Origin of the sequence: Streptomyces humidus (assembly GCF_014649655.1) — a bacterium.
Taxonomy (GTDB): domain Bacteria; phylum Actinomycetota; class Actinomycetes; order Streptomycetales; family Streptomycetaceae; genus Streptomyces; species Streptomyces humidus.
This window is the reverse complement of the sequence record NZ_BMTL01000003.1, coordinates 282,664-306,029: the sequence shown is the minus strand read 5'-3', so window position 1 is coordinate 306,029 and position 23,366 is coordinate 282,664. Positions and strand designations below refer to the sequence as shown.

The window sequence follows — 23,366 nt, the reverse complement described above, 5'->3', positions numbered from 1 at the left end:
GCGAGGGCAGGCTCGGGAACCACCGCCCCCGGCCACGGCAAGGAAAGCGACGGCAACTGAGAAGTGACCCCTCGGTGACCCCCCTCGCCCGGGCCCGGCACCAGCTGAAGGCCCATCCGCTGGCACTCGACGCCTCCCTCGCGGCAGGCGTGCTGCTCTGCATGCTCGCGGGCTCCTTCGTCGACCCGCACGGAGAACAGAGCGTCAGCTGGAGCATCCGCAGTCCGGACCCGCTCAGCCTGCTGCTGATGACCTTCAGTGCCGTCGCCCTCGTCTTCCGCCGCAGCGCCTCCATGACGGTCCTCGCCCTCACCGGGGCCGCCTCCGTGGTCGAGTCCGTGACCGGCGACCCCCGCGCCCCCGTCGCCATGTCCGCCGTCGTCGCCCTGTTCACCGTCGCGGCCGCCACCGACCGCCCCACCACCGTGCGCGCCGGCCTGCTCACCATGACGGTGCTCACCGGCGCGGCCATGCTCGCCGGACCGCTGCCCTGGTACGCCCAGGAAAACCTGGGCATCCTCGCCTGGACCGGCATCGGCGCCACCGCCGGGGACGCCGTCCGCAGCCGTCGGGCCGCCGTCCAGGCCATCCGGGACCGCGCCGAGCGCGCGGAGCGCACCCGCGAGGAGGAGGCCCGCCGCAGGGTCGCCGAGGAGCGCCTGCGCATCGCCCGCGATCTCCACGACGTCGTCGCCCACCACATCGCCCTGGTCAACGTCCAGGCGGGAGTCGCCGCACACGTCATGGACAAGCGGCCCGACCAGGCCAAGGAGGCCCTCGCGCACGTCCGCGAGGCCAGCCGCTCCGCGCTCAACGAACTGCGCGCCACCGTCGGCCTGCTGCGCCAGTCCGGCGACCCCGAGGCCCCCACCGAGCCCGCCCCCGGACTGGACCGGCTCGACGAACTCGTCGGCACCTTCCGCAGCGCCGGCCTCCAGGTCGAGGTGGCCCGCCCCGACCACGGCGCCGAACTCCCCGCCGCCGTCGGACTGGCCGCCTACCGGGTCGTCCAGGAGGCTCTCACCAACATCCAAAAACATGCGGGGCCCGCGGCGAAGGCCGAGGTCAGCGTCGTGCGCGTGGGGCCGAACATCGAGGTCACGGTTCTCGACGACGGCCGGCCGGCCGACGAGGAGAGCCCGCCGGCCGGCGGCGGCCACGGCCTGCTCGGCATGCGCGAACGCGTCACCGCCCTGCGCGGCACCCTCACCACCGGCCCGCGCCACGGGGGCGGCTTCCGCGTCCACGCGATCCTGCCGGTCAGGACCCGCGCCCGTACCGCCGCGCCCCGCACCGCAGAGGATCTCGTATGACCATCCGCGTCCTGCTCGCCGACGACCAGGCGCTCTTGCGCAGCGCGTTCCGGGTGCTCGTCGACTCCGAGCCCGACATGCAGGTGGTCGGCGAGGCGTCCGACGGCGCGGAGGCGGTCGCACTGGCGAGGCGGGAACGCGCCGACGTCGTCCTGATGGACATCCGCATGCCCGGCACGGACGGACTCGCCGCGACCCGCCTGATCAGCGCCGACCCCTCCCTCGCCCATGTGCGGGTGGTCATCCTGACGACCTTCGAGGTGGACGACTACGTCGTGCGGTCGCTGCGGGCCGGCGCCTCCGGCTTCCTCGGCAAGGGCAGCGAGCCGGAGGAGATGCTCAGCGCGATAAGGATCGCGGCGGGCGGCGAGGCGCTGCTCTCGCCCACCGCCACCAAGGGCCTCATCGCCCGCTTCCTCGCCCAGGGCGGCGCGGCGGACGACGACCACGGCCCCGCCCGCCACGCCCGGCTGGGCGCGCTGACCGTGCGCGAGCGCGAAGTTCTCGTGCAGGTAGCCGGCGGCCACTCCAACGACGAGATCGCCGAGCGTCTGGAAGTCAGCCCGCTCACCGTGAAGACGCACGTCAACCGGGCCATGGCCAAGCTGGGCGCCCGCGACCGGGCCCAGCTCGTGGTGATCGCCTACGAGTCGGGCCTGGTGCGCCCGAGGACGGACTGACACCCCGGGCGAGGAACCCGCTGCCCGGCCCGGAGTGCTGCGCCGTGACCCGGGAGCCCCTTCCGGGCGGACGGACGCTGTCAGGCCGGTCGCGTCCGGGCGGAAGGGGGCTCCTGTGGCCGGGCCGGTCCTACGGCAGCGCCAGCATGCGCTCCAGCGCCAGCTTGGCGTACGCCTCGGTCTCCTCGTCGACCTCGATCCGGTTGACCAGCTTGCCCTCGGCGAGGGACTCCAGGGTCCACACCAGGTGGGGGAGGTCGATGCGGTTCATGGTCGAGCAGAAGCAGACCGTCTTGTCGAGGAAGACGATCTCCTTGCCCTCGGGCGCGAAACGGTTCGCCAGCCGGCGCACCAGGTTCAGCTCGGTCCCGATGGCCCACTTGGAGCCGGCCGGGGCCGCCTCCAGCGCCTTGATGATGTACTCGGTCGAGCCGACGTGGTCCGCCGCGGCCACGACCTCGTGCCGGCACTCCGGGTGCACGAGCACGTTCACGCCGGGGATCCGGGCGCGGACGTCCTCGACCGACTCCAGGCTGAAGCGGCCGTGCACCGAGCAGTGGCCGCGCCACAGGATCATCTTGGCGTCGCGCAGCTGCTCGGCGGTCAGCCCGCCGTTCGGCTTGTGCGGGTTGTAGAGGACGCAGTCCTCCAGGGACATGCCCATGTCGCGGACGGCGGTGTTGCGGCCGAGGTGCTGGTCCGGCAGGAAGAGCACCTTCTCGCCCTGCTCGAAGGCCCATTCCAGGGCCCGCCGGGCGTTGGACGAGGTGCAGATCGTGCCGCCGTGCCTGCCCGTGAACGCCTTGATGTCCGCGGACGAGTTCATGTACGAGACGGGGACGACCTGCTCGGCCACGCCCGCCTCGGTCAGCACGTCCCAGCACTCGGCGACCTGCTCGGCGGTGGCCATGTCGGCCATCGAGCAGCCCGCGGCGAGGTCGGGCAGGACCACCTTCTGGTCGTCCGACGTCAGGATGTCGGCGGACTCGGCCATGAAGTGCACACCGCAGAAGACGATGTACTCGGCCTCCGGGCGGGCGGCCGCGTCCCTGGCCAGCTTGAAGGAGTCGCCCGTGACGTCGGCGAACTGGATGACCTCGTCGCGCTGGTAGTGGTGGCCGAGCACGAAGACCTTGTCGCCGAGCTTCGCCTTCGCGGCGCGGGCACGCTCGACCAGATCCGGGTCGGAGGGCGAGGGCAGGTCGCCGGGGCACTCGACGCCCCGCTCGCTCCTCGGGTCGGCCTCGCGGCCGAGCAGCAACAGGGCGAGCGGAGTCGGCTGTACGTCGAGTTCCGTGGTCTGGGCGGTGGTCACGACACGCACCCTTTCTACTTTTCGTCGAATTGACGTTATCTATCATAACCTGCTTCACGTCACTTTGACGATGGTCATAGCGTCGGTGTGACATGAATCCCCGTGAGGCGTTTTCGCCCCGCATCCGGGTGTGCGAGCATGAGAAGGGAACGACCGAGCCGACGAGGGCGACAGCTGACCAGGAAGACGGCAGCTGACGACGAAGACGACAGCCCGGCCCGGAATGAATCCGCGGCCCCGTCGGTTGGAACCGTCGGCAAGCAGTCTCCGTACAACCCGGGAGAGATGTAGATGTCCGTATCGGACGAGACCAGCACCGTCACCGACGGCATCATCCTGTCCGACGCCGCCGCGGCGAAGGTCAAGGCCCTGCTCGACCAGGAAGGCCGTGACGACCTGGCCCTGCGTGTCGCCGTTCAGCCCGGCGGCTGCTCCGGCCTGCGCTACCAGCTCTTCTTCGACGAGCGTTCCCTCGACGGCGACGTCGTCAAGGACTTCGACGGCGTCAAGGTCGTCACCGACCGCATGAGCGCCCCGTACCTGGGCGGCGCGTCGATCGACTTCGTCGACACGATCGAGAAGCAGGGCTTCACGATCGACAACCCGAACGCGACGGGCTCCTGCGCCTGCGGCGACTCCTTCAACTAGGTCCGCCGCACCCGCCGGACGACGCGAAAGGCGGCGGCCCCCTCCGAAGGGGGCCGCCGCCTTTCGCGTTCGCCACCGCGGCCGAGCCGCCGGCGGCGGGCAGGCGCTACCGGGTCTGCGGCAGCCTGGCCCCCGCCTTCTCCAGCGGGACGGCCCTGCCGTCCGAGCCGACCACCTTGCGGCTGCCCAGCGCCTCGTCCAGTCGCACGACCTGGTGGTACTGCTTGGCGAGCGTGATGCAGACCTTGTCGGGCCACGGTGTCTGCGTCACGGTGACCTTCACCTCGCTCCCGGTCTCCACCGCCGTCGCCTTGTAGTCGGCGCACACCCCGCCGGTGAAGCCGACGGTCAGCTCCCCGCCCTCGACGGTGTAGCCCTCCACGTGCACGTTCCGCTCGCCGGACGTGCCGGACGTGCCGGACGTGCCGGGCGGGGTCGGAGTGGGCGCGGGCGTGGTCGCGGGCTTCAGATACGCGGGCTCGACGGCCGGCTGCGTCACCGTGTGACCGGCCGTCGAGCCCGCCGCCCGCACCTCGAACAGCCAGGACGGCACGAGCACCTGCCGGCCGCCCGAAGAGTGCGGGGCCAGGCCGAGCACCGCGTCCTCCACCGTCGCCGTCTGCCGTGCCGCGCCCGTCGACGTCCCGCACGGGCTCTCCAGCCGGTCCTTCAGCGGCACCGGAGCGGCGCATCCGCCGATGCCCATCCGGTGGCCGCCGCCGGGCGCCGCGTTCAGCGCGTCCAGCGCCTCCCGGGCGCTCAGCAGGGGGTACGTGGCACCCTTCACCGGCGTCGCCAGCTGCCCGTCCGCGCCGACGACCTCGCCCTGCGCGCTGACGCGGATCCCGGTCGTCCAGCCGTGGGAGGGCAGACCGCCGATCACCGGATCGGCGTTCACCACCCGCTGGGCGCCCATGACCTGGCTCGCGTCGATCTTGGCGTCGTCCTGGCCCACCGCCTCGAGGACCGGCGCCGCGGCCTTCTTCGCGGCCGCCTCGCTCACCGGGGCGCCACCCGGGGTCGCGGACTCCCCGGTGCACTTGACGGCGCCGCCCGTGCAGTCGTCGGTGCCGGGCGCGTACCGGGTGAACGTCCACATGCCCGGCGCCTGCCGGTTCACCCGCAGCACAGGACCCGAGCCGTCGTTGCCGACGCCGACCTTCCAGGCATCCCCGTCGGCCACCGGCGTCCCCTGGACGCCCAGCGCTTTCGCCAGCCCGGCCACGTCCCGCGCGGCGACCTCGCCCCGCGCCCAGTACACGGGCGCGGACCCGGGACCGGCGGGCAGCGTGCCGGCGGCCTTGTACGTCACCCCGTAAGGGTTCGGCTCACCGGGTGCGATGCCGTGGCCGGCGCCCTCGGGTGCACCCGTGCCCGCCGGGTAGTCGTCCAGGGCGAGGCCGGCGGGTGTGCCGTCACCGGAGGGGGCTCCGGCTCCGGGGCCGCCGCCGGAACCGCTGAGGGCGCCGGACGTGAGAGCGGCCCCGCCGCCGCCCACCAGCAGCACGGCGGCCGCGACGGTGGCGATGAGCACGGGGGAGCGACGCCGGGAGCCGGCGGAGACCTCGCCGCCGCCCGAGTGAGCGACGACGGGTTCGTCGTCGTGCCTGCCCCCGTCCCTGCCCTCGTCCTCGCCCTCGTGCCCGTGGACGGGGGCGCCGGAAGCGGCCTCGGGTGCGGTCACGCGGGCGGTCTCCGGTGCGGTCCCGGCCCCTGCGGCGGACGGCTCGTCGCCGGATCCGTGACGGGATTCCCCGTCGGCGGCGTCCCGCTCCTGTGAAACCGCGGCCGTCGCGGACCCGGCCGCCGTCCGGTCGGCCGAAGCCTCTCCGGCCCCGTCCGTCTCTGCCGAAGCCTCCCCGGACGTCACCCTTTCGGCCGAAGCCGCTGCGGACTCCTTCTCTTCTTCCGCCGCCTGCTCAGCCGTCGTCTCCTCGGCCGCCGCCTGCTCAGCCGTCGTCTCCTCGGCCTCCGCCCGTTCGGCCGTGGCCTCCTCGGCCTCGGCCTGTTCGGCCGTCGTCTCCTCGGAACCCGTCTTCTCCGGCTCGCGCGCGGCGTCGTCGGTCTCGGGTCGCTCGGTGTTCACCGCATCGCTCCTTCGGCTGCCCTGCTGTCGTACCCCGCATCCCCTTGACGAGGGACGCCGATGGGACGCGGCGAGGGAGCGCACGGTTCCCTTCCGAGCGCCGTGCCGGAGAAATGCGCGAGCGGGGCCGCCCGCCGCTCCTAGTTGCCGTACTCGGGCATGGCCTCCAGCAGCCGTGCGGACCTCTCGGGGACGTTCACGCCGTGGATGAGTGACGGGGAGACCGGACGGGAAAGGATCTTCTCCGGGGCCGCCCAGTGCGGAGCCATTCGGGCGCAGTCGCCGCGCAGCGACGCCAGGCCGCCGTCGAACTCGGCCGACCGGGGGGCGTGGAACTCGAGGTTCGTCATACCCGAACCGTATGCACGCCCCGCCTGCGAAGAAAGATCTACTATCGGGTAGTTTCGTCTGCTTCAGTGCCGCGGACGGACCGGGTAGCGTGAACTGTCAATCCCCCTCCCCACAGGAGAGTCCACGCCGTGCGCATCGCAGTCACCGGCTCCATCGCGACCGACCACCTCATGACGTTCCCCGGCCGCTTCGCCGACCAGCTCGTCGCGGACCAGTTGCACACGGTCTCGCTCTCCTTCCTCGTCGACAACCTCGACGTGCGCCGGGGCGGCGTGGGAGCGAACGTCGCCTTCGGCATGGGGCAGCTGGACACCCGGCCCATCCTGGTCGGCGCCGCGGGCGCCGACTTCGACGAGTACCGGGCCTGGCTGGACCGGCACGGCGTCGACACCGAGTCCGTCCGCATCTCCGAGACCCTGCACACGGCCCGTTTCGTGTGCACCACCGACGCCGACCACAACCAGATCGGCTCCTTCTACACCGGCGCGATGAGCGAGGCCCGTCTCATCGAGCTGAAGACCGTGGCCGACCGCGTGGGCGGCCTGGACCTGGTCCTGATCGGCGCCGACGACCCGGAGGCGATGCTCCGCCACACCGAGGAGTGCCGCTCCCGCTCGATCCCCTTCGCCGCCGACTTCTCGCAGCAGATCGCCCGGATGGGCGGCGAGGAGATCCGCATACTGCTGGAGGGCGCGACGTACCTGTTCTCCAACGAGTACGAGAAGGGCCTCATCGAGTCCAAGACGGGCTGGTCGGACGCCGAGATCCTCGCCAAGGTCGGCCACCGCGTCACCACCCTCGGCGCGCGCGGCGTCCGTGTCGAGCGCGCCGGCGAGGAACCGATCGAGGTCGGCTGCCCGCAGGAGGAGCGCAAGGCCGATCCCACCGGCGTCGGCGACGCCTTCCGCGCCGGCTTCCTCTCCGGGCTGGCCTGGGACGTCTCCCTGGAGCGCGCCGCCCAGATCGGCTGCATGCTCGCCACCCTCGTCATCGAGACCGTCGGCACGCAGGAGTACCAGCTGCGCCGCGCCCACTTCATGGACCGCTTCGCCACCGCGTACGGCGACGAGGCCGCCGCCGAGGTCCGCAAGCACCTGGCCTGACGACCTGACTCAGGACGTCCGGCGGACCGCGTAGACAGCGCCGCGGTCCGCCGGCTCCTCGCCGAGATACTCCTGTCCCCGCATCTCGCACCACGCGGGGATGTCGAGCCGGGCCGCCTCGTCGTCGGACAGCACCCGCACCGTGCCGCCGACCGGCACGTCTCCGATGACCTTCGCCAGCTCGATGACGGGAATCGGGCACCGCCTGCCCAGCGCGTCCACGACGAGCCCCGTGCCCCGTGCGTCCGCCGCCGTCGGCGTGGCCGGGGACCCGGGCGCCCCGAGCTTGTCCCGCACCCCCGCCACCGCCTCCGGCAGCACGGCGAGGAACCTCTCCACATCCTCCTCGGCGGCTCCCCACGGCAGCGAAACCCGCACGTTCCCCTCACTCAGCACGCCCATCGCCCTGAGCACATGGCTGGGCGTCAGCGTGCTGCTGGTGCAGGACGACCCGGACGAGACGGAGAAGCCCGCCCGGTCCAGCTCGTGCAGCAGAGCCTCCCCGTCGACGTACAGACAGGAGAACGTGACGATCCCGGGCAGCCGCCGATGCGGGTCCCCGACCACCTCCACGTCCGGGACGACGTCCGCCACCCGCGCCCGGATCCGTGCCGTCAGGTCCCGCAGCCGCGCCGCCTCGGCCGCAGCCTCCGCCCGCACCGCCCGCAGCGAGGCCGCCGCGGCCACGATCGCCGGAAGGTTCTCGAACCCGGCCGCCCGCCCCGACTCCCGTTCGTCCACCGGCCCCTGAGGCGCGAACCGCACGCCCTTGCGCACCGCGAGCAGCCCCACCCCCGACGGCCCGCCCCATTTGTGAGCGCTGCCCGTCAGCAGGGACCAGGGCCCCTCCACCGCCCCCCACGCCAGCGACTGGGCCGCGTCCACCAGCAGCGGCGTCCCCGCCTCCCGGCACGCCTCGGCCACCGCCGCCACCGGCTGCTCGGTGCCCACCTCGTGGTTGGCCGACTGCAGACAGGCCAGCGCGGTGTCGGACCGCAGGGCGTCGACGTACGACTCGACGCAGACCGCGCCGGTCCTGGTCACCGGCGCCCGGGTCACGGCGCCGCCCGCCGCCTCGAACGCCTCGGCCGAATGCAGCACCGAGGAGTGTTCGACGGCTGACACGATCAGGTGACGTCCGATCCGTCGCCGTCCGGCCGACGCGCCCGCGATCCCGGTGTGCACCGCACGGGTTCCGGACGAGGTGAAGGTCAGTTCGTCCGGCCGGCAGCCCACCGCCTCGGCGGTCGCCTCACGCGCCGCGTCCAGCAGCATCCGCGCCCGCCGCCCCTCTCTGTACAGCCGTGAAGGGTCTGCCCACCCCTCGTCGAGCGAGGCCAACAGGGCCTGACGGGCGACGGGATGCAGGGGAGCGGCGGATGCGGCGTCGAAGTAGGACACACGGCAACCGTAGAACGTACGGCGGCCGGACAGAGGCGCGGGCGGCTTCGATCCGCGGTTCCGTCGCGCGGCCGCCGCGCGACCCGGCGGCGGTCGCACAAGCCGCATTGACGAGCTATTAGGCGACGGCGGGCGCTCCGCCCACCCCTTCGGGGTGACCCGCGGCGCGTATGCCACCCTCCCCGCGACCCCCCGAAGGGCGTCGGCTAGGGTTTGGTCCGCATAAACATCCAAACCCCTGCCCGACGCAGGGCGGCGACCGACCAGCGAGAAGGCAGGCCGCAGCCAACCGCGCGGGCGAGACTCTCGGGAAGGCGCTACGTGAGTCCCAACGGCTCCGACCGCTCGCCGCGGCGCCCGATGCGGCGGAAGCTGCTGCAGGCAATGACCGCGGGCCTGGTCCTGGCGACCGCCACCGGTTGCACATACAAGGACTTCCCCCGCCTTGGCATGCCCACCCCGGTCACAGAAGAGGCTCCGCGGATCCTCTCCCTGTGGCAGGGATCGTGGGCCGCCGCGCTGGCCACCGGCGTGCTGGTGTGGGGCCTGATCCTGTGGAGTGCTTTCTTCCACCGGCGCAGCCGCACAAAGGTCGAAATCCCTCCGCAGACCCGGTACAACATGCCCATCGAGGCGCTGTACACGGTCGTGCCGATCATCATCGTCTCGGTGCTGTTCTACTTCACCGCCCGCGACGAGTCGAAGCTGCTGAGCCTCGACAAGAAGCCCGACGTCACGGTCAACGTGGTCGGCTTCCAGTGGAGCTGGTGCTTCAACTACATCGAGAAGGTCGACGGCTCCGACGGGGACGCGAAGACCGACGCGAACCTGGCCGCGATCCCGAACCGGTTCAAGAAGGACTTCCCGTCCGACGCGGGCGGCGTCTACACCTGCGGCACCCCCGGTGAGCGGAACCCGCAGACGAACAACCCGGGTCCGACCCTCTGGCTCCCCAAGGGCAAGACGGTCCGCTTCGTCCTCACTTCGCGTGACGTCATCCACTCCTTCTGGGTGGTGCCGTTCCTGATGAAGCAGGACGTCATCCCGGGCCACACCAACTCCTTCCAGGTGACCCCCAACCGCGAGGGCACCTTCATGGGCAAGTGCGCCGAGCTCTGCGGCGTGGACCACTCCCGGATGCTCTTCAACGTGAAGGTCGTCTCTCCGGAGCGCTACCAGCAGCACCTGAAGGACCTCGCGAAGAACGGGCAGACCGGTTACGTTCCGGCCGGCATCGAGCAAACGAGCCCCGAGAAGAACCGGGAGTCGAACGTCCTGTGAGCATCCTCAACGAACCCCAGGGTGCCTCCGCAGCTGAGGACTCGTACGAGAACGAGCTGCCGGTCAGGCGCAAGCAGCCCGGCAACGTCGTGGTGAAGTGGCTGACGACCACCGACCACAAGACCATCGGTACGTTGTACCTGGTCACGTCGTTCGCGTTCTTCTGCGTCGGCGGAGTCATGGCGCTCCTCATGCGCGCCGAGCTGGCCCGTCCGGGCCTGCAGATCATGTCGAACGAGCAGTTCAACCAGGCGTTCACGATGCACGGCACGATCATGCTGCTGATGTTCGCGACGCCGCTGTTCGCCGGTTTCACGAACTGGATCATGCCGCTGCAGATCGGCGCGCCCGATGTGGCGTTCCCGCGGCTGAACATGTTCGCCTACTGGCTCTACCTGTTCGGCTCGACCATCGCGGTGGGCGGCTTCCTCACCCCGCAGGGCGCCGCCGACTTCGGCTGGTTCGCCTACAGCCCGCTCTCGGACGCGGTCCGCTCCCCGGGCATCGGCGCCGACCTGTGGATCATGGGTCTGGCCTTCTCCGGCTTCGGCACCATCCTCGGCGCGGTCAACTTCATCACCACGATCATCTGCATGCGCGCTCCGGGCATGACGATGTTCCGCATGCCGATCTTCGTGTGGAACGTGCTGCTGACGGCCGTCCTGGTCCTGCTGGCCTTCCCCGTCCTCGCCGCCGCGCTGTTCGCGCTGGAGGCGGATCGGAAGTTCGGGGCGCATGTCTTCGATGCCGCGAACGGAGGGGCGTTGCTCTGGCAGCACCTCTTCTGGTTCTTCGGCCATCCAGAGGTGTACATCATCGCCCTGCCGTTCTTCGGCATCATCTCCGAAGTCATCCCGGTCTTCTCCCGCAAGCCGATGTTCGGCTACATGGGACTGATCGCGGCGACGATCTCGATCGCGGGTCTGTCCGTGACGGTGTGGGCGCACCACATGTACGTCACCGGAGGCGTGCTGCTGCCGTTCTTCTCCTTCATGACGTTCCTCATCGCCGTTCCGACCGGCGTGAAGTTCTTCAACTGGATCGGCACGATGTGGAAGGGCTCCCTGTCCTTCGAGACGCCGATGCTGTGGGCGACCGGCTTCCTCGTCACCTTCACCTTCGGCGGTCTGACCGGCGTCATCCTGGCCTCGCCGCCGATGGACTTCCATGTGTCGGACTCGTACTTCGTGGTGGCGCACTTCCACTACGTCGTCTTCGGCACCGTCGTCTTCGCGATGTTCTCCGGCTTCCACTTCTGGTGGCCGAAGATGACCGGCAAGATGCTCGACGAGCGCCTCGGCAAGATCACCTTCTGGACGCTGTTCATCGGCTTCCACGGCACCTTCCTGGTCCAGCACTGGCTGGGCGCCGAGGGCATGCCGCGCCGTTACGCGGACTACCTGGCCGCGGACGGGTTCACCGCCCTGAACACGATCTCGACGATCAGCTCGTTCGTCCTCGGTCTGTCCGTCCTGCCGTTCTTCTACAACGTGTGGAAGACCGCCAAGTACGGCAAGCCGGTCGGCGTCGACGACCCGTGGGGCTACGGCCGCTCCCTGGAGTGGGCCACCTCCTGCCCGCCGCCGCGCCACAACTTCCTCACCCTGCCGCGGATCCGCAGTGAATCCCCGGCGTTCGACCTGCACCACCCGGAGATCGCCGCGCTCGAGCAGCTGGAGCACAGCGGCCACGGCGTCAGCGCCGTCGCGGGCAGCAAGGAGGCCGGCAAGTGAAGATCCAGGGCAAGATGTTCGTCTGGCTGAGCGTCTTCCTGCTCGTCATGGCGATCGTCTACGGCGTGTGGTCGAAGGAGCCGGCCGGTACCACGGCCCTCTTCCTGTCCTTCGCCCTTGCCATCATGATCGGCTTCTACCTGGGCTTCACCGCCCGGCGGGTCGACGCGGGCGCGCAGGACAACAAGGAGGCGGACGTCGCGGACGACGCCGGCGAGGTGGGCTTCTTCAGCCCGCACAGCTGGCAGCCGCTGTCGCTCGCCATCGGCGGCGCCATGGCCTTCCTCGGTGTCGCGGTCGGCTGGTGGCTGCTCTACTTCTCCGCCCCGCTGATCGTGATCGGCCTGTGGGGCTGGGTCTTCGAGTACTACCGCGGTGAGAACCGCACCCAGTAGCACGCGTGACACGCGGCGAGAGCCCGGACACTCCGTCAGGAGGGTCCGGGCTCACGCTTTTGCCGTACCGGGCGTCCTCCGTCCGTGTCACCCAGCGCGCCGCGGCCGACCCCGCTCCCTAGCGTGAAGCCATGAGCCACGAACCCCGCCCTCGCACCGTCGTCGGCTGCACCCTGCTGGTGATCGCCCTGGGCGCGGTCGCAAGCGCCTGCAGCTCGGACGACGATCCGCTCTCCGCACGCCCCTACGACGCGACGGACCAGATCTCCTTCAACGCCCCCGACGGCGACGGCCGCAAGGCCGACCCGGACAAGCCCCTGCAGGTCACCGCGGAGGACGGCGACCGCATCACGGACGTCACCGCCATGGACGGCACGGGCCGCTACCTCGCGGGCGAACTCGCCGCCGACGGCAGTCGCTGGCACAGCACCGAGCCGCTGGCCGCAGGCGCCCACTACACCGTCCGCGTGAGCACCGAGGACGACGACGGCGCGCCCGGCCGCCGCGTCCTCGCCTTCGACACCGGCAAGCCCACCACCAAGAAGCGGCTGGCGGTCGAGTTCGGCCCCGACGCCGGCGAGTACGGCGTCGGCCAGCCCGTCACCGCCAAACTGGACCAGCCCGTCAAGGACCCTGCCCAGCGGGCCGTCGTCGAGCGCGGCCTCAAGGTCACCTCCTCACCGTCCGTGGAGGGCGGCTGGCACTGGGTGGACGACAAGGAACTCCACTACCGCCCCAAGGACTACTGGCCCGCCCACGCCACCGTCCGCGTGCGCAGCAACCTGGACGGCATCAAGATCAGCGACCGGCTGTGGGGAGGCCCGGCCAAGGAGCTCAAGCTCACCATCGGCGACCGGGTCATCGCCGTGACGGACGCCGCGTCGCACTCCCTGACGGTCTTCAAGAACAACGAGGAGATCAAGCAGATCCCCGTCACCACCGGGAAGCCCGGCTTCGAGACCCGCAACGGCGTCAAGGTCGTCCTGGGCAAGGAGTACTTCGTGCGGATGCGCGGGACCACCGTGGGCATCGCGGAGGGCTCCTCGGACTCCTACGACCTGCCCGTCTACTACGCCACACGCGTCACCTGGAGCGGCGAGTACGTCCACGCCGCCCCCTGGTCGGTGGGCTCCCAGGGCTACGAGAACGTCAGCCACGGCTGCACGGGCATGAGCACGTCCAACGCGGAGTGGTTCTTCGACAACATCCGCCCGGGCGACGTCGTCCAGGTCGTCAACAGCAACGGCAACACGATGGAGACGTTCGGCAACGGCTTCGGAGACTGGAACGTGGACTGGACGAAGTGGACGACGGGCAGCGCGCTGACCGGCGGCAAGCAGGAGACGAACCGGCAGACGGCACGACTGAGCCCGGCAGCCGTGTAAGCGCGGTCACGCGCAGGCGCCGTCGGGAGTGCGGGGCCGTCGGAGGTGCGGGGCCGTGACCGGCACGGCTCCGCGGGCGGGCACGGCAGACCGCCGCGGACCCGTGTCCGCGGCACCGCCGCACCCCGCCCCCCGGCAGGCGCTACGCGCTCTGCTGGAGCCTCTTCGTCCGCAACAGGGACGCCAGGGCCCCCGCGAACTCCACGGGCTCCACAGGCAGCGTCACAGCCGCGTCAGCCCGGCTCCAGGTGGCGAGCCACGCGTCCTGGGGCCGTCCGATGAGCAGCAGCACCGGCGGGCACCGGAACACCTCGTCCTTGAGCTGACGGCACAGCCCCATGCCCCCCATGGGCGCGGCCTCCCCGTCCAGGACGACGACGTCGATGCCGCCCCGGTCCAGCTCCCGCTGCACCGCCGCAGGCGTCGCGCACTCCAGGAACTCCACCACGGGAACGTCCGGGGCGGGCCTGCGGCCGGTCGCGAGCCGTACCTGCTCCCGCGTGTTGGAGTCGTCGCTGTAGACCAGCACGGTGGCGGTCGCCTGCATGCTTCCTCCGTGACATCAGTGTCGTACGGACAGAACCGATGCCGCGGATGCTACTCCCTCGCCCACCCCCTCAACACCGCTTGGAACACGGCTTCGATGGGCCATCCGGGCAGTACACACGGTACGGACACTCCGAACGGCACCCCCCGGAGTGAGGGCGGGATAAGGGACCGACATAATGTCGGTCGTGGCGACAGCAACGACAGTAGACACCGGGCACGCGCACCCGTCGGTCAATCGACCGAACCTCACCAGCGTCGGAACCATCATCTGGCTGAGTTCCGAGCTGATGTTCTTCGCGGCCCTCTTCGCGATGTACTTCACCCTGCGATCGGTGACGGGTCCTGATCACTGGAAGGCAATGGCCGAGGCCCTGAACCTTCCGTTCTCGGCCACCAACACCACGATCCTGGTGCTCTCCTCCCTCACCTGCCAGCTCGGCGTCTTCGCCGCCGAGCGCGGTGACGTGAAGAAGCTGCGGATGTGGTTCATCGTCACCTTCATCATGGGTGCGATCTTCATCGGCGGTCAGATCTACGAGTACACGGAGCTGGTGAAGAAGGACGGGCTCTCGCTCTCCTCCGACCCGTACGGCTCGGTGTTCTACCTGACCACCGGCTTCCACGGCCTGCACGTGACGGGCGGCCTCATCGCCTTCCTGTTCGTCCTCGGGCGCACCTACGCGGCCAAGAGGTTCACCCACGAACAGGCGACCGCGGCCATCGTCGTGTCCTACTACTGGCACTTCGTCGATGTCGTCTGGATCGGCCTCTTCGCCACGATCTACCTGATCAAGTAGCCGGGGCCCGCTCCCGCACTTCCACAAGCATCGACGCAGAAGATCCTGACACCGGGGTAATCCGTGAAAAAGCTCTCCGCACGACGACGCCATCCGCTGGCGGCGCTCGTCGTCCTACTCCTCGCGCTGGCATGCACAGGGGGGCTGTACGCCGCGTTCGCGCCCGCGAGCAAGGCGCAGGCAGACGACAGCGCCCAGTCCCTCACCATCGACGAGGGCAAGAAGCTCTACGCCGTCGGCTGCGCCAGCTGCCACGGCACCGGCGGTCAGGGAACCTCCGACGGTCCGAGCCTGGTCGGCGTGGGCGCCGCGGCCGTCGACTTCCAGGTCGGCACCGGCCGCATGCCGGCGGCGACCTCCCAGGGCCCGCAGGTGGTGAAGAAGAAGAACATCTACACGCAGGCCGAGATCGACCAGCTCGCCGCGTACATCTCCTCCCTCGGCGCCGGACCGGCCGTCCCCACCAAGGCCGAGTACGGCCCGGAGGGCGCGGACATTGCCAAGGGCGGCGACCTGTTCCGCACCAACTGCGCGCAGTGCCACAACTTCACCGGCAAGGGCGGCGCCCTCACCAAGGGCAAGTTCGCTCCCACCCTGGAGGACGTGGACCCGAAGCACCTCTACGAGGCCATGCAGACCGGCCCGCAGAACATGCCCTCCTTCCCCGACACCACCCTGTCGGAGCAGAACAAGAAGGACATCATCGCGTACCTGCACGCGGTCAACAGCAGCGAGACCGACAACCCCGGTGGTCTGGAGCTGGGCGGCCTCGGGCCGGTCAGTGAGGGCCTGTTCTCCTGGATCTTCGGTCTCGGGGCCCTGATCGCGGTCGCCGTCTGGGTCGCCGCTCGGACCGCAAAGGCCAAGAAGTCATGAGTAGCCAAGACATTCCAGAAGAGAACCTGCCCGCAGAGCAGGACCACGCGCACGGCGCGGTGGGCGTGGCGGACGAGAAGAACCCGTTCGCCGACCCCGGCCTGCCGCCCCACGAGCACCGCGTCCAGGACATCGACGAGCGGGCCGCCAAGCGGTCCGAGCGTGCGGTCGCCTTCCTGTTCACGCTGTCGATGCTGGCCACGGTCGGCTTCATCGCCTCGTACGTGGCGATCCCCGCCGACAAGTCGATCTTCGTGTTCCCGATCGGCCACCTCAGCGCGCTGAACTTCGCGCTGGGTCTGACCCTGGGCACGGCGCTGTTCACCATCGGCGCCGGCGCGGTCCACTGGGCCCGCACGCTGATGTCGGACGTCGAGGTCGCCGACGAGCGGCACCCGATCGCCGCGAGCCCCGAGGTCCGCGCGAAGGTCCACGCGGACTTCAGGCAGGGCGCCAAGGAATCGGCGATGGGCCGGCGCAAGCTGATCCGCAACACGCTGTTCGGCGCGGTCGCCCTGGTGCCGCTGTCCGGTGTCGTGCTCCTGCGCGACCTCGGCCCGCTGCCCGAGGACAAGCTGCGGCACACGCTGTGGGCCAAGGGCAAGCTGCTCGTCAACATGAACACGAACGAGCCGCTGCGTCCGTCGGACGTGGCCGTCGGTTCTCTCACCTTCGCCAAGCCCGAGGGCCTGGAGGAGCACGACGAGGACTTCCAGAACGAGATCGCCAAGGCGGCCCTGATGATCGTCCGGCTGCAGCCGGACAACATCAAGGACAAGCGCGAGCTCGAGTGGTCGCACGAGGGCATCGTCGCGTACTCGAAGATCTGCACCCACGTCGGTTGCCCGATCTCCCTGTACGAGCAGCAGACGCACCACGTGCTGTGCCCCTGCCACCAGTCCACCTTCGACCTCTCCGACGGTGCCCGAGTGATCTTCGGCCCCGCCGGTCACGCCCTGCCGCAGCTGCGCATCGGCGTGAACGACGAGGGCTACCTTCAGGCGCTCGGCGACTTCGAAGAGCCCGTCGGTCCTGCCTTCTGGGAGCGCGGATGAGCACGACAGAGAACCACGAGAGCGCCGGGGCCCGCGAGCGCGGGAAGGCGCCGGCCGGCGAGCGGATCGCCGACTGGGCCGACGGCCGGCTGGGGATCTACTCCCTCGCCAAGTCCAACATGCGCAAGATCTTCCCCGACCACTGGTCGTTCATGCTGGGCGAAGTGTGCATGTACAGCTTCATCATCATCATCCTGACGGGTGTGTATCTGACGCTGTTCTTCCACCCGTCGATGAACGAGGTGGAGTACCACGGCAGCTACGTCCCGCTCCAGGGACAGCTGATGTCCGAGGCGTTCAGCTCGACCCTGCACATCTCCTTCGACGTGCGCGGCGGTCTGCTCATCCGGCAGATCCACCACTGGGCGGCGCTGATCTTCCTCGCCGGCATGTTCGTGCACATGATGCGCGTGTTCTTCACGGGTGCGTTCCGCAAGCCGCGTGAGGTCAACTGGCTGTTCGGCTTCCTGCTGTTCGTCCTGGGCATGTTCACCGGCTTCACCGGTTACTCGCTCCCGGACGACCTGCTCTCCGGCACCGGTGTGCGCTTCACCCAGGGCGCGATCCTGTCGATGCCGATCGTCGGCACGTACATCTCGATGTTCCTGTTCGGCGGAGAGTTCCCCGGCCACGACTTCGTGGCGCGGTTCTACTCGATCCACATCCTGCTGCTGCCGGGCATCATGCTGGGCCTGATGGTGGGCCACCTGATCCTGGTCTTCTACCACAAGCACACGCAGTTCGCGGGCCCCGGCAAGAGCAACAAGAACGTCGTGGGCATGCCGCTGCTGCCGGTGTACATGGCCAAGGCCGGAGGCTTCTTCTTCCTGGTCTTCGGCGTGATCGCGGCCATCGCCGCCGTCGCTCAGATCAACCCGATCTGGGCCATGGGCCCCTACCGCCCGGACCAGGTGTCGACCGGCGCCCAGCCCGACTGGTACATGGGCTTCGCCGAGGGCCTGATCCGCTTCATGCCGGGCTGGGAGATCAACCTCTGGGGCCACACGCTGGTCCTGGGCGTGTTCATCCCGCTGGTCCTGTTCGGCGTGGTCCTCGCGGCGCTGGCGCTCTACCCCTTCATCGAGGCGTGGATCACCGGCGACAAGCGCGAGCACCACATCCTGGACCGCCCGCGCAACGCGCCGACCCGCACGGCGCTCGGCGTCGCCTGGGTCACGATGTACATGATCACGCTGGTCGGCGGTGGCAACGACCTGTGGGCCACCCACTTCCACCTGTCGATCAACTCGATCACCTGGTTCGTCCGGATCTTCTTCTTCGTCGGACCGGTCATCGCGTACATCGCCACCAAGCGGATCTGCCTCGGCCTGCAGCGACGCGACAAGGACAAGGTGCTGCACGGTCGCGAGACCGGCACCATCAAGCGCCTGCCGCACGGTGAGTTCATCGAGATCCACGAGCCGCTCAGCCAGGAGCAGCTGCACACCCTCACGGCGCACGAGCAGTACGCGCCGGCCGCGATCGGCGCCACCGTCGACGAGAACGGCGTCGAGCGCAAGGTCACGGGCAAGGAGAAGCTCCGCGCCAAGATCACCGAAGCGTACTTCGGTGAGGACCAGCAGATCCCGAAGCCCACTGTCGAGGAGTACAAGGAGATCACGAGCGGCCACGGCCACCACTGATCGCTGAGGCGTCGCCACGCCACAGGAAGGGTCCCGTCCGGTCTTCGGACGGGGCCCTTCGCCGTGCCCGCGGCTGGATAGGGTGGTGGGGTCCACCCGGTTCAACGACGCGCGACGCGCGGCGTGCGGGGACGGACCACACACCGCGCACCACAGACCACACACCACTCGACTCACGACGACACATGCAGGAGCGGCTATGAGCGCTGTGACCCCCGCTGGAGGCGACACCGCGGCGGGCCGTTCCTGGCCCGAGGTGCTGAACGGTCTGCTGTACGGCCGCGACCAGGACGCGGACGCCACGTTCTGGGCACTGGACCGGATCATGCGCGGGGAGGCGACCGACGCGCAGATCGCCGGGTTCGTGGTGGCGCTGCGGGCCAAGGGCGAGACCGTCGCGGAGATCAACGGGCTGGTCCGGGCGATGTACGAGCACGCCAACCTGATCGAGGTGCCGGGACCGACCGTCGACATCGTCGGCACGGGCGGCGACGGCGCGAAGACGGTGAACATCTCCACGATGTCGGCGATCGTGGTGGCCGGCGCGGGCGCCACGGTGGTCAAGCACGGCAACCGGGCCGCGTCCTCCGCGTCCGGCGCCTCGGACGTCCTGGAGAAGCTCGGCGTCAACCTGGAGCTGACCCCGAAGCGGGTGGCGGAGGTCGCCGGGGAGGCCGGGATCACCTTCTGCTTCGCGGTCAAGTTCCATCCGGCGCTGCGTCATGTGGGCGCGGCGCGCGGGCAGTTGGGCATCCGCACGGTCTTCAACGTGCTCGGTCCGCTGACCAACCCGGCCAGGGTGGCGGCGCAGGCCGTCGGGGTCGCCGATCCCCGCATGGCGCCGGTCGTCGCCGGCGTCTTCGCCGAGCGCGGCAACTCGTCCCTGGTCTTCCGGGGCGACGACGGCCTCGACGAGCTGACCACCACGGCCACCTCGCGCGTGTGGGTCGTGCGCGACGGCAAGGTCGTCGAGGAGAGCTTCGACCCGCGGGACGTCGGCCTCGGACTCGTCCCGGTGGAGGCCCTGCGCGGCGGCGACCCGTCCTACAACGCGGAGGTCGCCCGCCGTCTGCTGGAGGGCGAGACGGGCCCGGTGCGCGACGCCGTCCTGCTGAACTCGGCGGCGGCGCTGGTGGCGCTCGAACCGGGCGCCGGACCGCTGGCCGAGCAGCTGCGGGCCGGCATGGACCGGGCGGCCGAGTCGATCGACTCCGGCGCGGCCAAGCGGGCGCTGGAGCGCTGGGTGGCGGCCAGCAACGCGTGACGCCCCGACGGCGGTCGTCCCGCGATCCGGACACGGGTTGCGGGGCGACGATCACCTGACGTAGTTTCCTGTACCAGGTCATGAGTGACAGTCATGAGGCCCCGGCCGACTGTCCGGCAACCCTCCGTCCGTGGCGGGGTGCCCCGGGTGAAGACCAGGCCGTGGACAGCAAGGTCCACGGCAAGCGCGGACCCCTCGCGAGACCAGGGGTCCTGGGTCGTTCGAGGGAGTCTCCCGTGAGCAAGCGAATGCGCTAGGGCGTAGAGCCCCGCCTCCGCATCCCCTTTCAGCCTTCCTCCGTGCCGGAGCCATGTCCGCCCGCACGGTGGCTCCGCCATGCCTCTCACGGGAGTCCGCCATGTCCGTCTCCACCCTTGCCACCGCCCGTACTCTTTGTGCACCGCTGCCCGTTCTGGGGCGGGATGTCACCGTCCCGCTCGTGACCGGCGGCGAGGTCGCCTACGCGGCCCTCGACTACGCGGCCAGCGCGCCCGCCCTGCAGCGCGTCTGGGACGACGTGGCGGCCTACGCCCCCTACTACGGCAGCGTGCACCGCGGCGCCGGGTACCTCTCGCAGCTCTCCACGGACCTGTTCGAGAACGCCCGCCGCACGGTGACCGAGTTCCTGGACTGCCGCCCCGACGACCAGCTGATCTTCACCCGGTCGACGACGGACTCCCTCAACCTGCTCGCCGCCGCGCTCCCCGCCGGCTGCCAGGTCTTCGTCTTCGAGACCGAGCACCACGCCTCCCTGCTGCCCTGGAAGGACGCCCGCGTCACCTTCCTGGACGCCCCGCGCAGCCCGCGTCAGGCCGTCGAGACGCTGGAGCGGGCCCTCGCCGAGCGCGATCCGCACGGGCCGGCCCTGGTCTGCGTGACCGGCGCCTCGAACGTCACCGGCGAGCTGTGGCCGGTGCGCGAGCTGGCGGCGGCCGCGCACGCCCACGGCGCCCGGATCGTCCTGGACGCGGCCCAGCTGGCCCCCCACCACCCGGTGTCGGTCCGCGACCTCGACGTGGACTGGATCGCCTTCTCCGGCCACAAGCTGTACGCGCCCTTCGGCTGCGGCGTGCTGGCCGGCCGTGCCGACTGGCTGGTCGAGGCCGACCCCTACCTCGCGGGCGGCGGCGCGAGCCGCAAGGTCACCCGGCGCGAGGACGGGGGAGTGGACGTGGAGTGGCACGAGAGCGCCGCCCGCCACGAAGCCGGCTCCCCGAACGTGATCGGCGCCTACTCCATCGCCTCGGCCTGCAAGGCGCTGACGGAGGCGGGCTTCGACGGTCTGGTCGCCCGTGAGGAGCACCTGATCGCGAAGGTGCGGGCGGGGCTGGCCGACGTCCCCGAGGTGCGGATCCTGTCCCTCTTCGGCGACGACGCCCCCCGGGTCGGCGTGATCTCCTTCGTCGTCGAGGGCTGGAACAGCTCCCACTTCGCCGCCGCCCTGTCCGCCGAGTACGGCATCGGCGTCCGCGACGGCCTCTTCTGCGCCCACCCCCTGGTCCGCACCCTTCTGGGCGGCGACCCGCAGACCCAGGGCGAGTGCGGCGCGCCCGAGGCGGCACCGGGGGAGAAGTCCCTCAACGCCATCCGGGTGAGCTTCGGCGCGGGCACACCCGACGAGCACGTCGACCGCTTCGTCACGGCGGTCCGTGAACTGGTCACGCAGGGCGCGAAGTGGAAGTACCACACGGAGAACGGCCGCTGCGTCCCGTCCGTGAACTGACCGGTGGCCCCGGCGCCCCTGCGCGCGGGGGCCGGCCCTGCGGGTCCCGCGGCCGCGCTCGCTCGGCGACACCGCGCGAGACAGAGGCGGACGCGGCCGTGGCGGGCCGTGCCGGGGCGGAGGGCCGCCGCCGCTCGGGGGCGGCGGCTCGGTGCGGGGGCGTCGTCCCCGGGGGCGGGCCTGTGACCGGCGCGGGGGCCGGCCCCCGCGGGGTGCGGGGCGGAACGTCTACGAGTCCAGACCGATGGCGAAGGCCGCTTCCAGGTCGTGCTGCGAGTACGTGCGGAACGCCACGTGGGTGTCCGTTCCCTCGACCCCCGGGATCTTGCTGATGCTGCCGGGGATCACCTCGGCGAGGTCCTCGTGCTGCTTGACCCGGACCATCGCGATGAGGTCGTAGGTCCCCGTCACGGAGAAGACCTCGCTGACGCTGTCCAGCGAGGCGATCCGCTCGGCGATCTCGGGGATCCGGTCCACGCTGGTCTTGATGAGGACGATCGCGGTGATCACGGCTGGTTCTCTCCCTCGGGGGCCGGGGCTGGGGCGGCCTTCACTCTAGTCGCCCGCCCGTCTCCCCCCGCCGCCCTGCCGGGGCCGCCCCCGGCGCCCTTCCGCCCGCCGAAGCGGGCCCACGCGTAGAGGAGCCCGAGGCCGAAGCCGACCAGGTGCGCCAGATACGCCACCCCCGGCCCCTGGGACGCCCGCCCCGCCCCCACCCACTGCAGGGCCGCCCAGAAGGGCAGCACGACCCACGCGGGGAAGCGCAGCGGCAGGAAGAACAGGAAAGGCAGGAGGCTGGTCACCCGCGCCCGGGGGAACAGGTACAGGAACGCGCCGAGCACGGCGGAGATCGCGCCCGAGGCGCCGACCAGGGACTGCGCCGACCCGGCGTTGGCCGCCGCGTAGCCCAGCAGGGCCAGGTAGCCGCAGCCGGTGTAGAAGAGCGTGAACTCCATGCGGCCCATCCGGCGCTCGGCCATCGCCCCGAAGACGTGGAGGAAGAGCATGTTGCCCAGCAGATGCACCCAGCTGCCGTGGACGAAGAGAGCGGTGACCGGGCTCAGGACGGCCCCTGGAGCGCCCTCGAAGAGCTCGGCGGGCACCACGCCCCAGCGCCGGAAGTAGGAGCGCTGCGCGACCGTCAGCCCGCCGCCGGCGCCGTACGCCGGATTGAGGCCCGAGGCGGGGCCGATCACGAAGATCAGGCAGCACAGGGCGATCAAGCCATGGGTGACCGGCGCCGGGGAAGTGCGGAACGCTCTGCGGACCGTCCCGTAGCAGTTGCTGATCATGACTGCAAATCATGACTTAACGGGACACACTCGACTCGACCGCCTCGCCGCCGGACGGCCCCCGTGGACGGACGGGCGGCGAGTACCCGCCAGGCCGTAGGGTTACGAGCCACACGCACGGGGGAGCCTCCGGCCCGACCCCGGCACCAGAAGCGGGACACTAGAAGGAAGCGGAAAGTCACGATGACGGTTCCCCTGCCGACCGCCACCACGCGGTGGCGCTGCACGCTCTGCGGCAACCTCACGCGGTTCGACGTGACGCGCTCGTCGAAGGTCGTCGAGTACGTGCACCTCGACCTCGCCGGCGAGCCGAAGGTCGAGGAGCGTGACGTGGTCAGTGAGACCATCGAGTCGGTGCGGTGCCGCTGGTGCAACGCCGTGGACCAGGTGGAACTCGTGGACCGGCCGGGCGCCGGTTCCTGACGGAGGCGGTCCGCCCGCTCGAGCGACGTCGAGGGCGGTGGCGGCCCCGCACA

The 23,366-nt window shown here is 70.6% G+C and carries 22 protein-coding genes and 1 riboswitch; of the genes, 15 read left to right on the top strand and 7 right to left on the bottom strand.

Annotated elements, in window-relative coordinates; genetic code table 11:
* Positions 1-74 precede the first annotated feature (74 nt).
* Together IE239_RS04825 and IE239_RS04820 are read left to right on the top strand one after the other, a co-directional pair.
* The gene (locus IE239_RS04825; protein ID WP_190147983.1) at positions 75-1,313 is read left to right on the top strand and encodes a sensor histidine kinase; all 1,239 of its coding nucleotides are present in this window, start codon (positions 75-77) and stop codon (positions 1,311-1,313) included.
* Positions 1,310-1,993 (top strand): response regulator, encoded by a 684-nt coding sequence (locus IE239_RS04820; protein ID WP_190147982.1) that lies wholly within the window; start codon positions 1,310-1,312, stop codon positions 1,991-1,993. Before IE239_RS04825 ends, IE239_RS04820 begins: the two co-directional genes overlap by 4 nt.
* Before the next feature lie 130 nt (positions 1,994-2,123).
* Here IE239_RS04820 and nadA read toward each other — a convergent pair whose 3' ends face one another.
* Positions 2,124-3,308, bottom strand: coding sequence for a quinolinate synthase NadA (gene nadA / locus IE239_RS04815; RefSeq protein WP_190147981.1), 1,185 nt, complete (start codon positions 3,306-3,308; stop codon positions 2,124-2,126).
* Between the two features lie 291 nt (positions 3,309-3,599).
* On the opposite strand from nadA, the gene IE239_RS04810 reads away from it, so the two are divergent.
* A complete protein-coding gene (locus IE239_RS04810) occupies positions 3,600-3,956 on the top strand; it encodes a HesB/IscA family protein (RefSeq protein WP_190147980.1) in 357 nt (118 codons plus the stop codon).
* Between the two features lie 106 nt (positions 3,957-4,062).
* On the opposite strand, the gene IE239_RS04805 is transcribed toward IE239_RS04810, so the two are convergent.
* Together IE239_RS04805 and IE239_RS04800 are read right to left on the bottom strand one after the other, a co-directional pair.
* Entirely contained in the window at positions 4,063-6,042 is a 1,980-nt protein-coding gene (locus tag IE239_RS04805) for a hypothetical protein (RefSeq protein ID WP_190147979.1), read from the bottom strand.
* 140 nt (positions 6,043-6,182) lie between these two features.
* Complete coding sequence (locus tag IE239_RS04800) at positions 6,183-6,392, bottom strand: hypothetical protein (RefSeq protein ID WP_190147978.1); 210 nt, start codon at positions 6,390-6,392, stop codon at positions 6,183-6,185.
* A gap of 129 nt (positions 6,393-6,521) precedes the next feature.
* Between IE239_RS04800 and IE239_RS04795 the strand changes: the two genes are divergently transcribed.
* Positions 6,522-7,496 carry a carbohydrate kinase family protein gene (locus IE239_RS04795; RefSeq protein ID WP_190147977.1) on the top strand — a complete coding sequence of 325 codons (975 nt, stop codon included), beginning with the start codon at positions 6,522-6,524 and terminating at the stop codon, positions 7,494-7,496.
* Positions 7,497-7,505: 9 nt separating this feature from the next.
* On the opposite strand, the gene IE239_RS04790 is transcribed toward IE239_RS04795, so the two are convergent.
* Entirely contained in the window at positions 7,506-8,897 is a 1,392-nt protein-coding gene (locus IE239_RS04790) for a cysteine desulfurase/sulfurtransferase TusA family protein (RefSeq protein ID WP_190147976.1), read from the bottom strand.
* Between the two features lie 321 nt (positions 8,898-9,218).
* Here IE239_RS04790 and ctaC point away from each other — a divergent pair, with 321 nt between their 5' ends.
* From ctaC to IE239_RS04770, 4 genes are all read left to right on the top strand, one after another.
* A complete protein-coding gene (gene ctaC / locus IE239_RS04785) occupies positions 9,219-10,178 on the top strand; it encodes an aa3-type cytochrome oxidase subunit II (RefSeq protein ID WP_190147975.1) in 960 nt (319 codons plus the stop codon).
* Positions 10,175-11,911: an aa3-type cytochrome oxidase subunit I gene (ctaD, locus tag IE239_RS04780; RefSeq protein ID WP_190147974.1), complete on the top strand. Its 1,737-nt coding sequence runs from the start codon at positions 10,175-10,177 to the stop codon at positions 11,909-11,911. The genes ctaC and ctaD overlap by 4 nt, the downstream gene beginning before the upstream one ends.
* On the top strand, positions 11,908-12,306 hold the full coding sequence (locus tag IE239_RS04775; protein WP_190147973.1) for a cytochrome c oxidase subunit 4: 399 nt from the start codon (positions 11,908-11,910) through the stop codon (positions 12,304-12,306). Before ctaD ends, IE239_RS04775 begins: the two co-directional genes overlap by 4 nt.
* Before the next feature lie 131 nt (positions 12,307-12,437).
* Positions 12,438-13,691: a L,D-transpeptidase gene (locus IE239_RS04770; protein ID WP_190147972.1), complete on the top strand. Its 1,254-nt coding sequence runs from the start codon at positions 12,438-12,440 to the stop codon at positions 13,689-13,691.
* A 142-nt stretch (positions 13,692-13,833) separates the two neighbouring features.
* Here IE239_RS04770 and IE239_RS04765 read toward each other — a convergent pair whose 3' ends face one another.
* Positions 13,834-14,238 carry a response regulator gene (locus tag IE239_RS04765; RefSeq protein WP_069771219.1) on the bottom strand — a complete coding sequence of 135 codons (405 nt, stop codon included), beginning with the start codon at positions 14,236-14,238 and terminating at the stop codon, positions 13,834-13,836.
* Positions 14,239-14,416: 178 nt separating this feature from the next.
* Here IE239_RS04765 and ctaE point away from each other — a divergent pair, with 178 nt between their 5' ends.
* From ctaE to IE239_RS04735, 6 genes are all read left to right on the top strand, one after another.
* A complete protein-coding gene (ctaE, locus tag IE239_RS04760; RefSeq protein WP_190147971.1) occupies positions 14,417-15,037 on the top strand; it encodes an aa3-type cytochrome oxidase subunit III in 621 nt (206 codons plus the stop codon).
* Positions 15,038-15,100: 63 nt separating this feature from the next.
* Positions 15,101-15,913 carry a cytochrome bc1 complex diheme cytochrome c subunit gene (gene qcrC, locus IE239_RS04755; RefSeq protein WP_190147970.1) on the top strand — a complete coding sequence of 271 codons (813 nt, stop codon included), beginning with the start codon at positions 15,101-15,103 and terminating at the stop codon, positions 15,911-15,913.
* Positions 15,910-16,968 carry a cytochrome bc1 complex Rieske iron-sulfur subunit gene (gene qcrA / locus IE239_RS04750; RefSeq protein WP_190147969.1) on the top strand — a complete coding sequence of 353 codons (1,059 nt, stop codon included), beginning with the start codon at positions 15,910-15,912 and terminating at the stop codon, positions 16,966-16,968. Before qcrC ends, qcrA begins: the two co-directional genes overlap by 4 nt.
* Positions 16,965-18,611, top strand: coding sequence for a cytochrome bc1 complex cytochrome b subunit (gene qcrB / locus IE239_RS04745; protein WP_190147968.1), 1,647 nt, complete (start codon positions 16,965-16,967; stop codon positions 18,609-18,611). Before qcrA ends, qcrB begins: the two co-directional genes overlap by 4 nt.
* Before the next feature lie 199 nt (positions 18,612-18,810).
* Positions 18,811-19,875: an anthranilate phosphoribosyltransferase gene (trpD, locus tag IE239_RS04740; RefSeq protein WP_190147967.1), complete on the top strand. Its 1,065-nt coding sequence runs from the start codon at positions 18,811-18,813 to the stop codon at positions 19,873-19,875.
* 76 nt (positions 19,876-19,951) lie between these two features.
* Positions 19,952-20,068: riboswitch (SAM riboswitch) on the top strand.
* 165 nt (positions 20,069-20,233) lie between these two features.
* Positions 20,234-21,598, top strand: coding sequence for an aminotransferase class V-fold PLP-dependent enzyme (locus IE239_RS04735; RefSeq protein WP_190147966.1), 1,365 nt, complete (start codon positions 20,234-20,236; stop codon positions 21,596-21,598).
* 228 nt (positions 21,599-21,826) lie between these two features.
* On the opposite strand, the gene IE239_RS04730 is transcribed toward IE239_RS04735, so the two are convergent.
* Positions 21,827-22,108 (bottom strand): Lrp/AsnC family transcriptional regulator, encoded by a 282-nt coding sequence (locus IE239_RS04730; RefSeq protein ID WP_069771225.1) that lies wholly within the window; start codon positions 22,106-22,108, stop codon positions 21,827-21,829.
* Positions 22,105-22,890 carry a rhomboid family intramembrane serine protease gene (locus IE239_RS04725; RefSeq protein ID WP_190147965.1) on the bottom strand — a complete coding sequence of 262 codons (786 nt, stop codon included), beginning with the start codon at positions 22,888-22,890 and terminating at the stop codon, positions 22,105-22,107. The genes IE239_RS04730 and IE239_RS04725 overlap by 4 nt, the downstream gene beginning before the upstream one ends.
* A 183-nt stretch (positions 22,891-23,073) precedes the next feature.
* Between IE239_RS04725 and IE239_RS04720 the strand changes: the two genes are divergently transcribed.
* Positions 23,074-23,313 carry a hypothetical protein gene (locus IE239_RS04720; protein ID WP_095756136.1) on the top strand — a complete coding sequence of 80 codons (240 nt, stop codon included), beginning with the start codon at positions 23,074-23,076 and terminating at the stop codon, positions 23,311-23,313.
* Positions 23,314-23,366 lie beyond the last annotated feature (53 nt).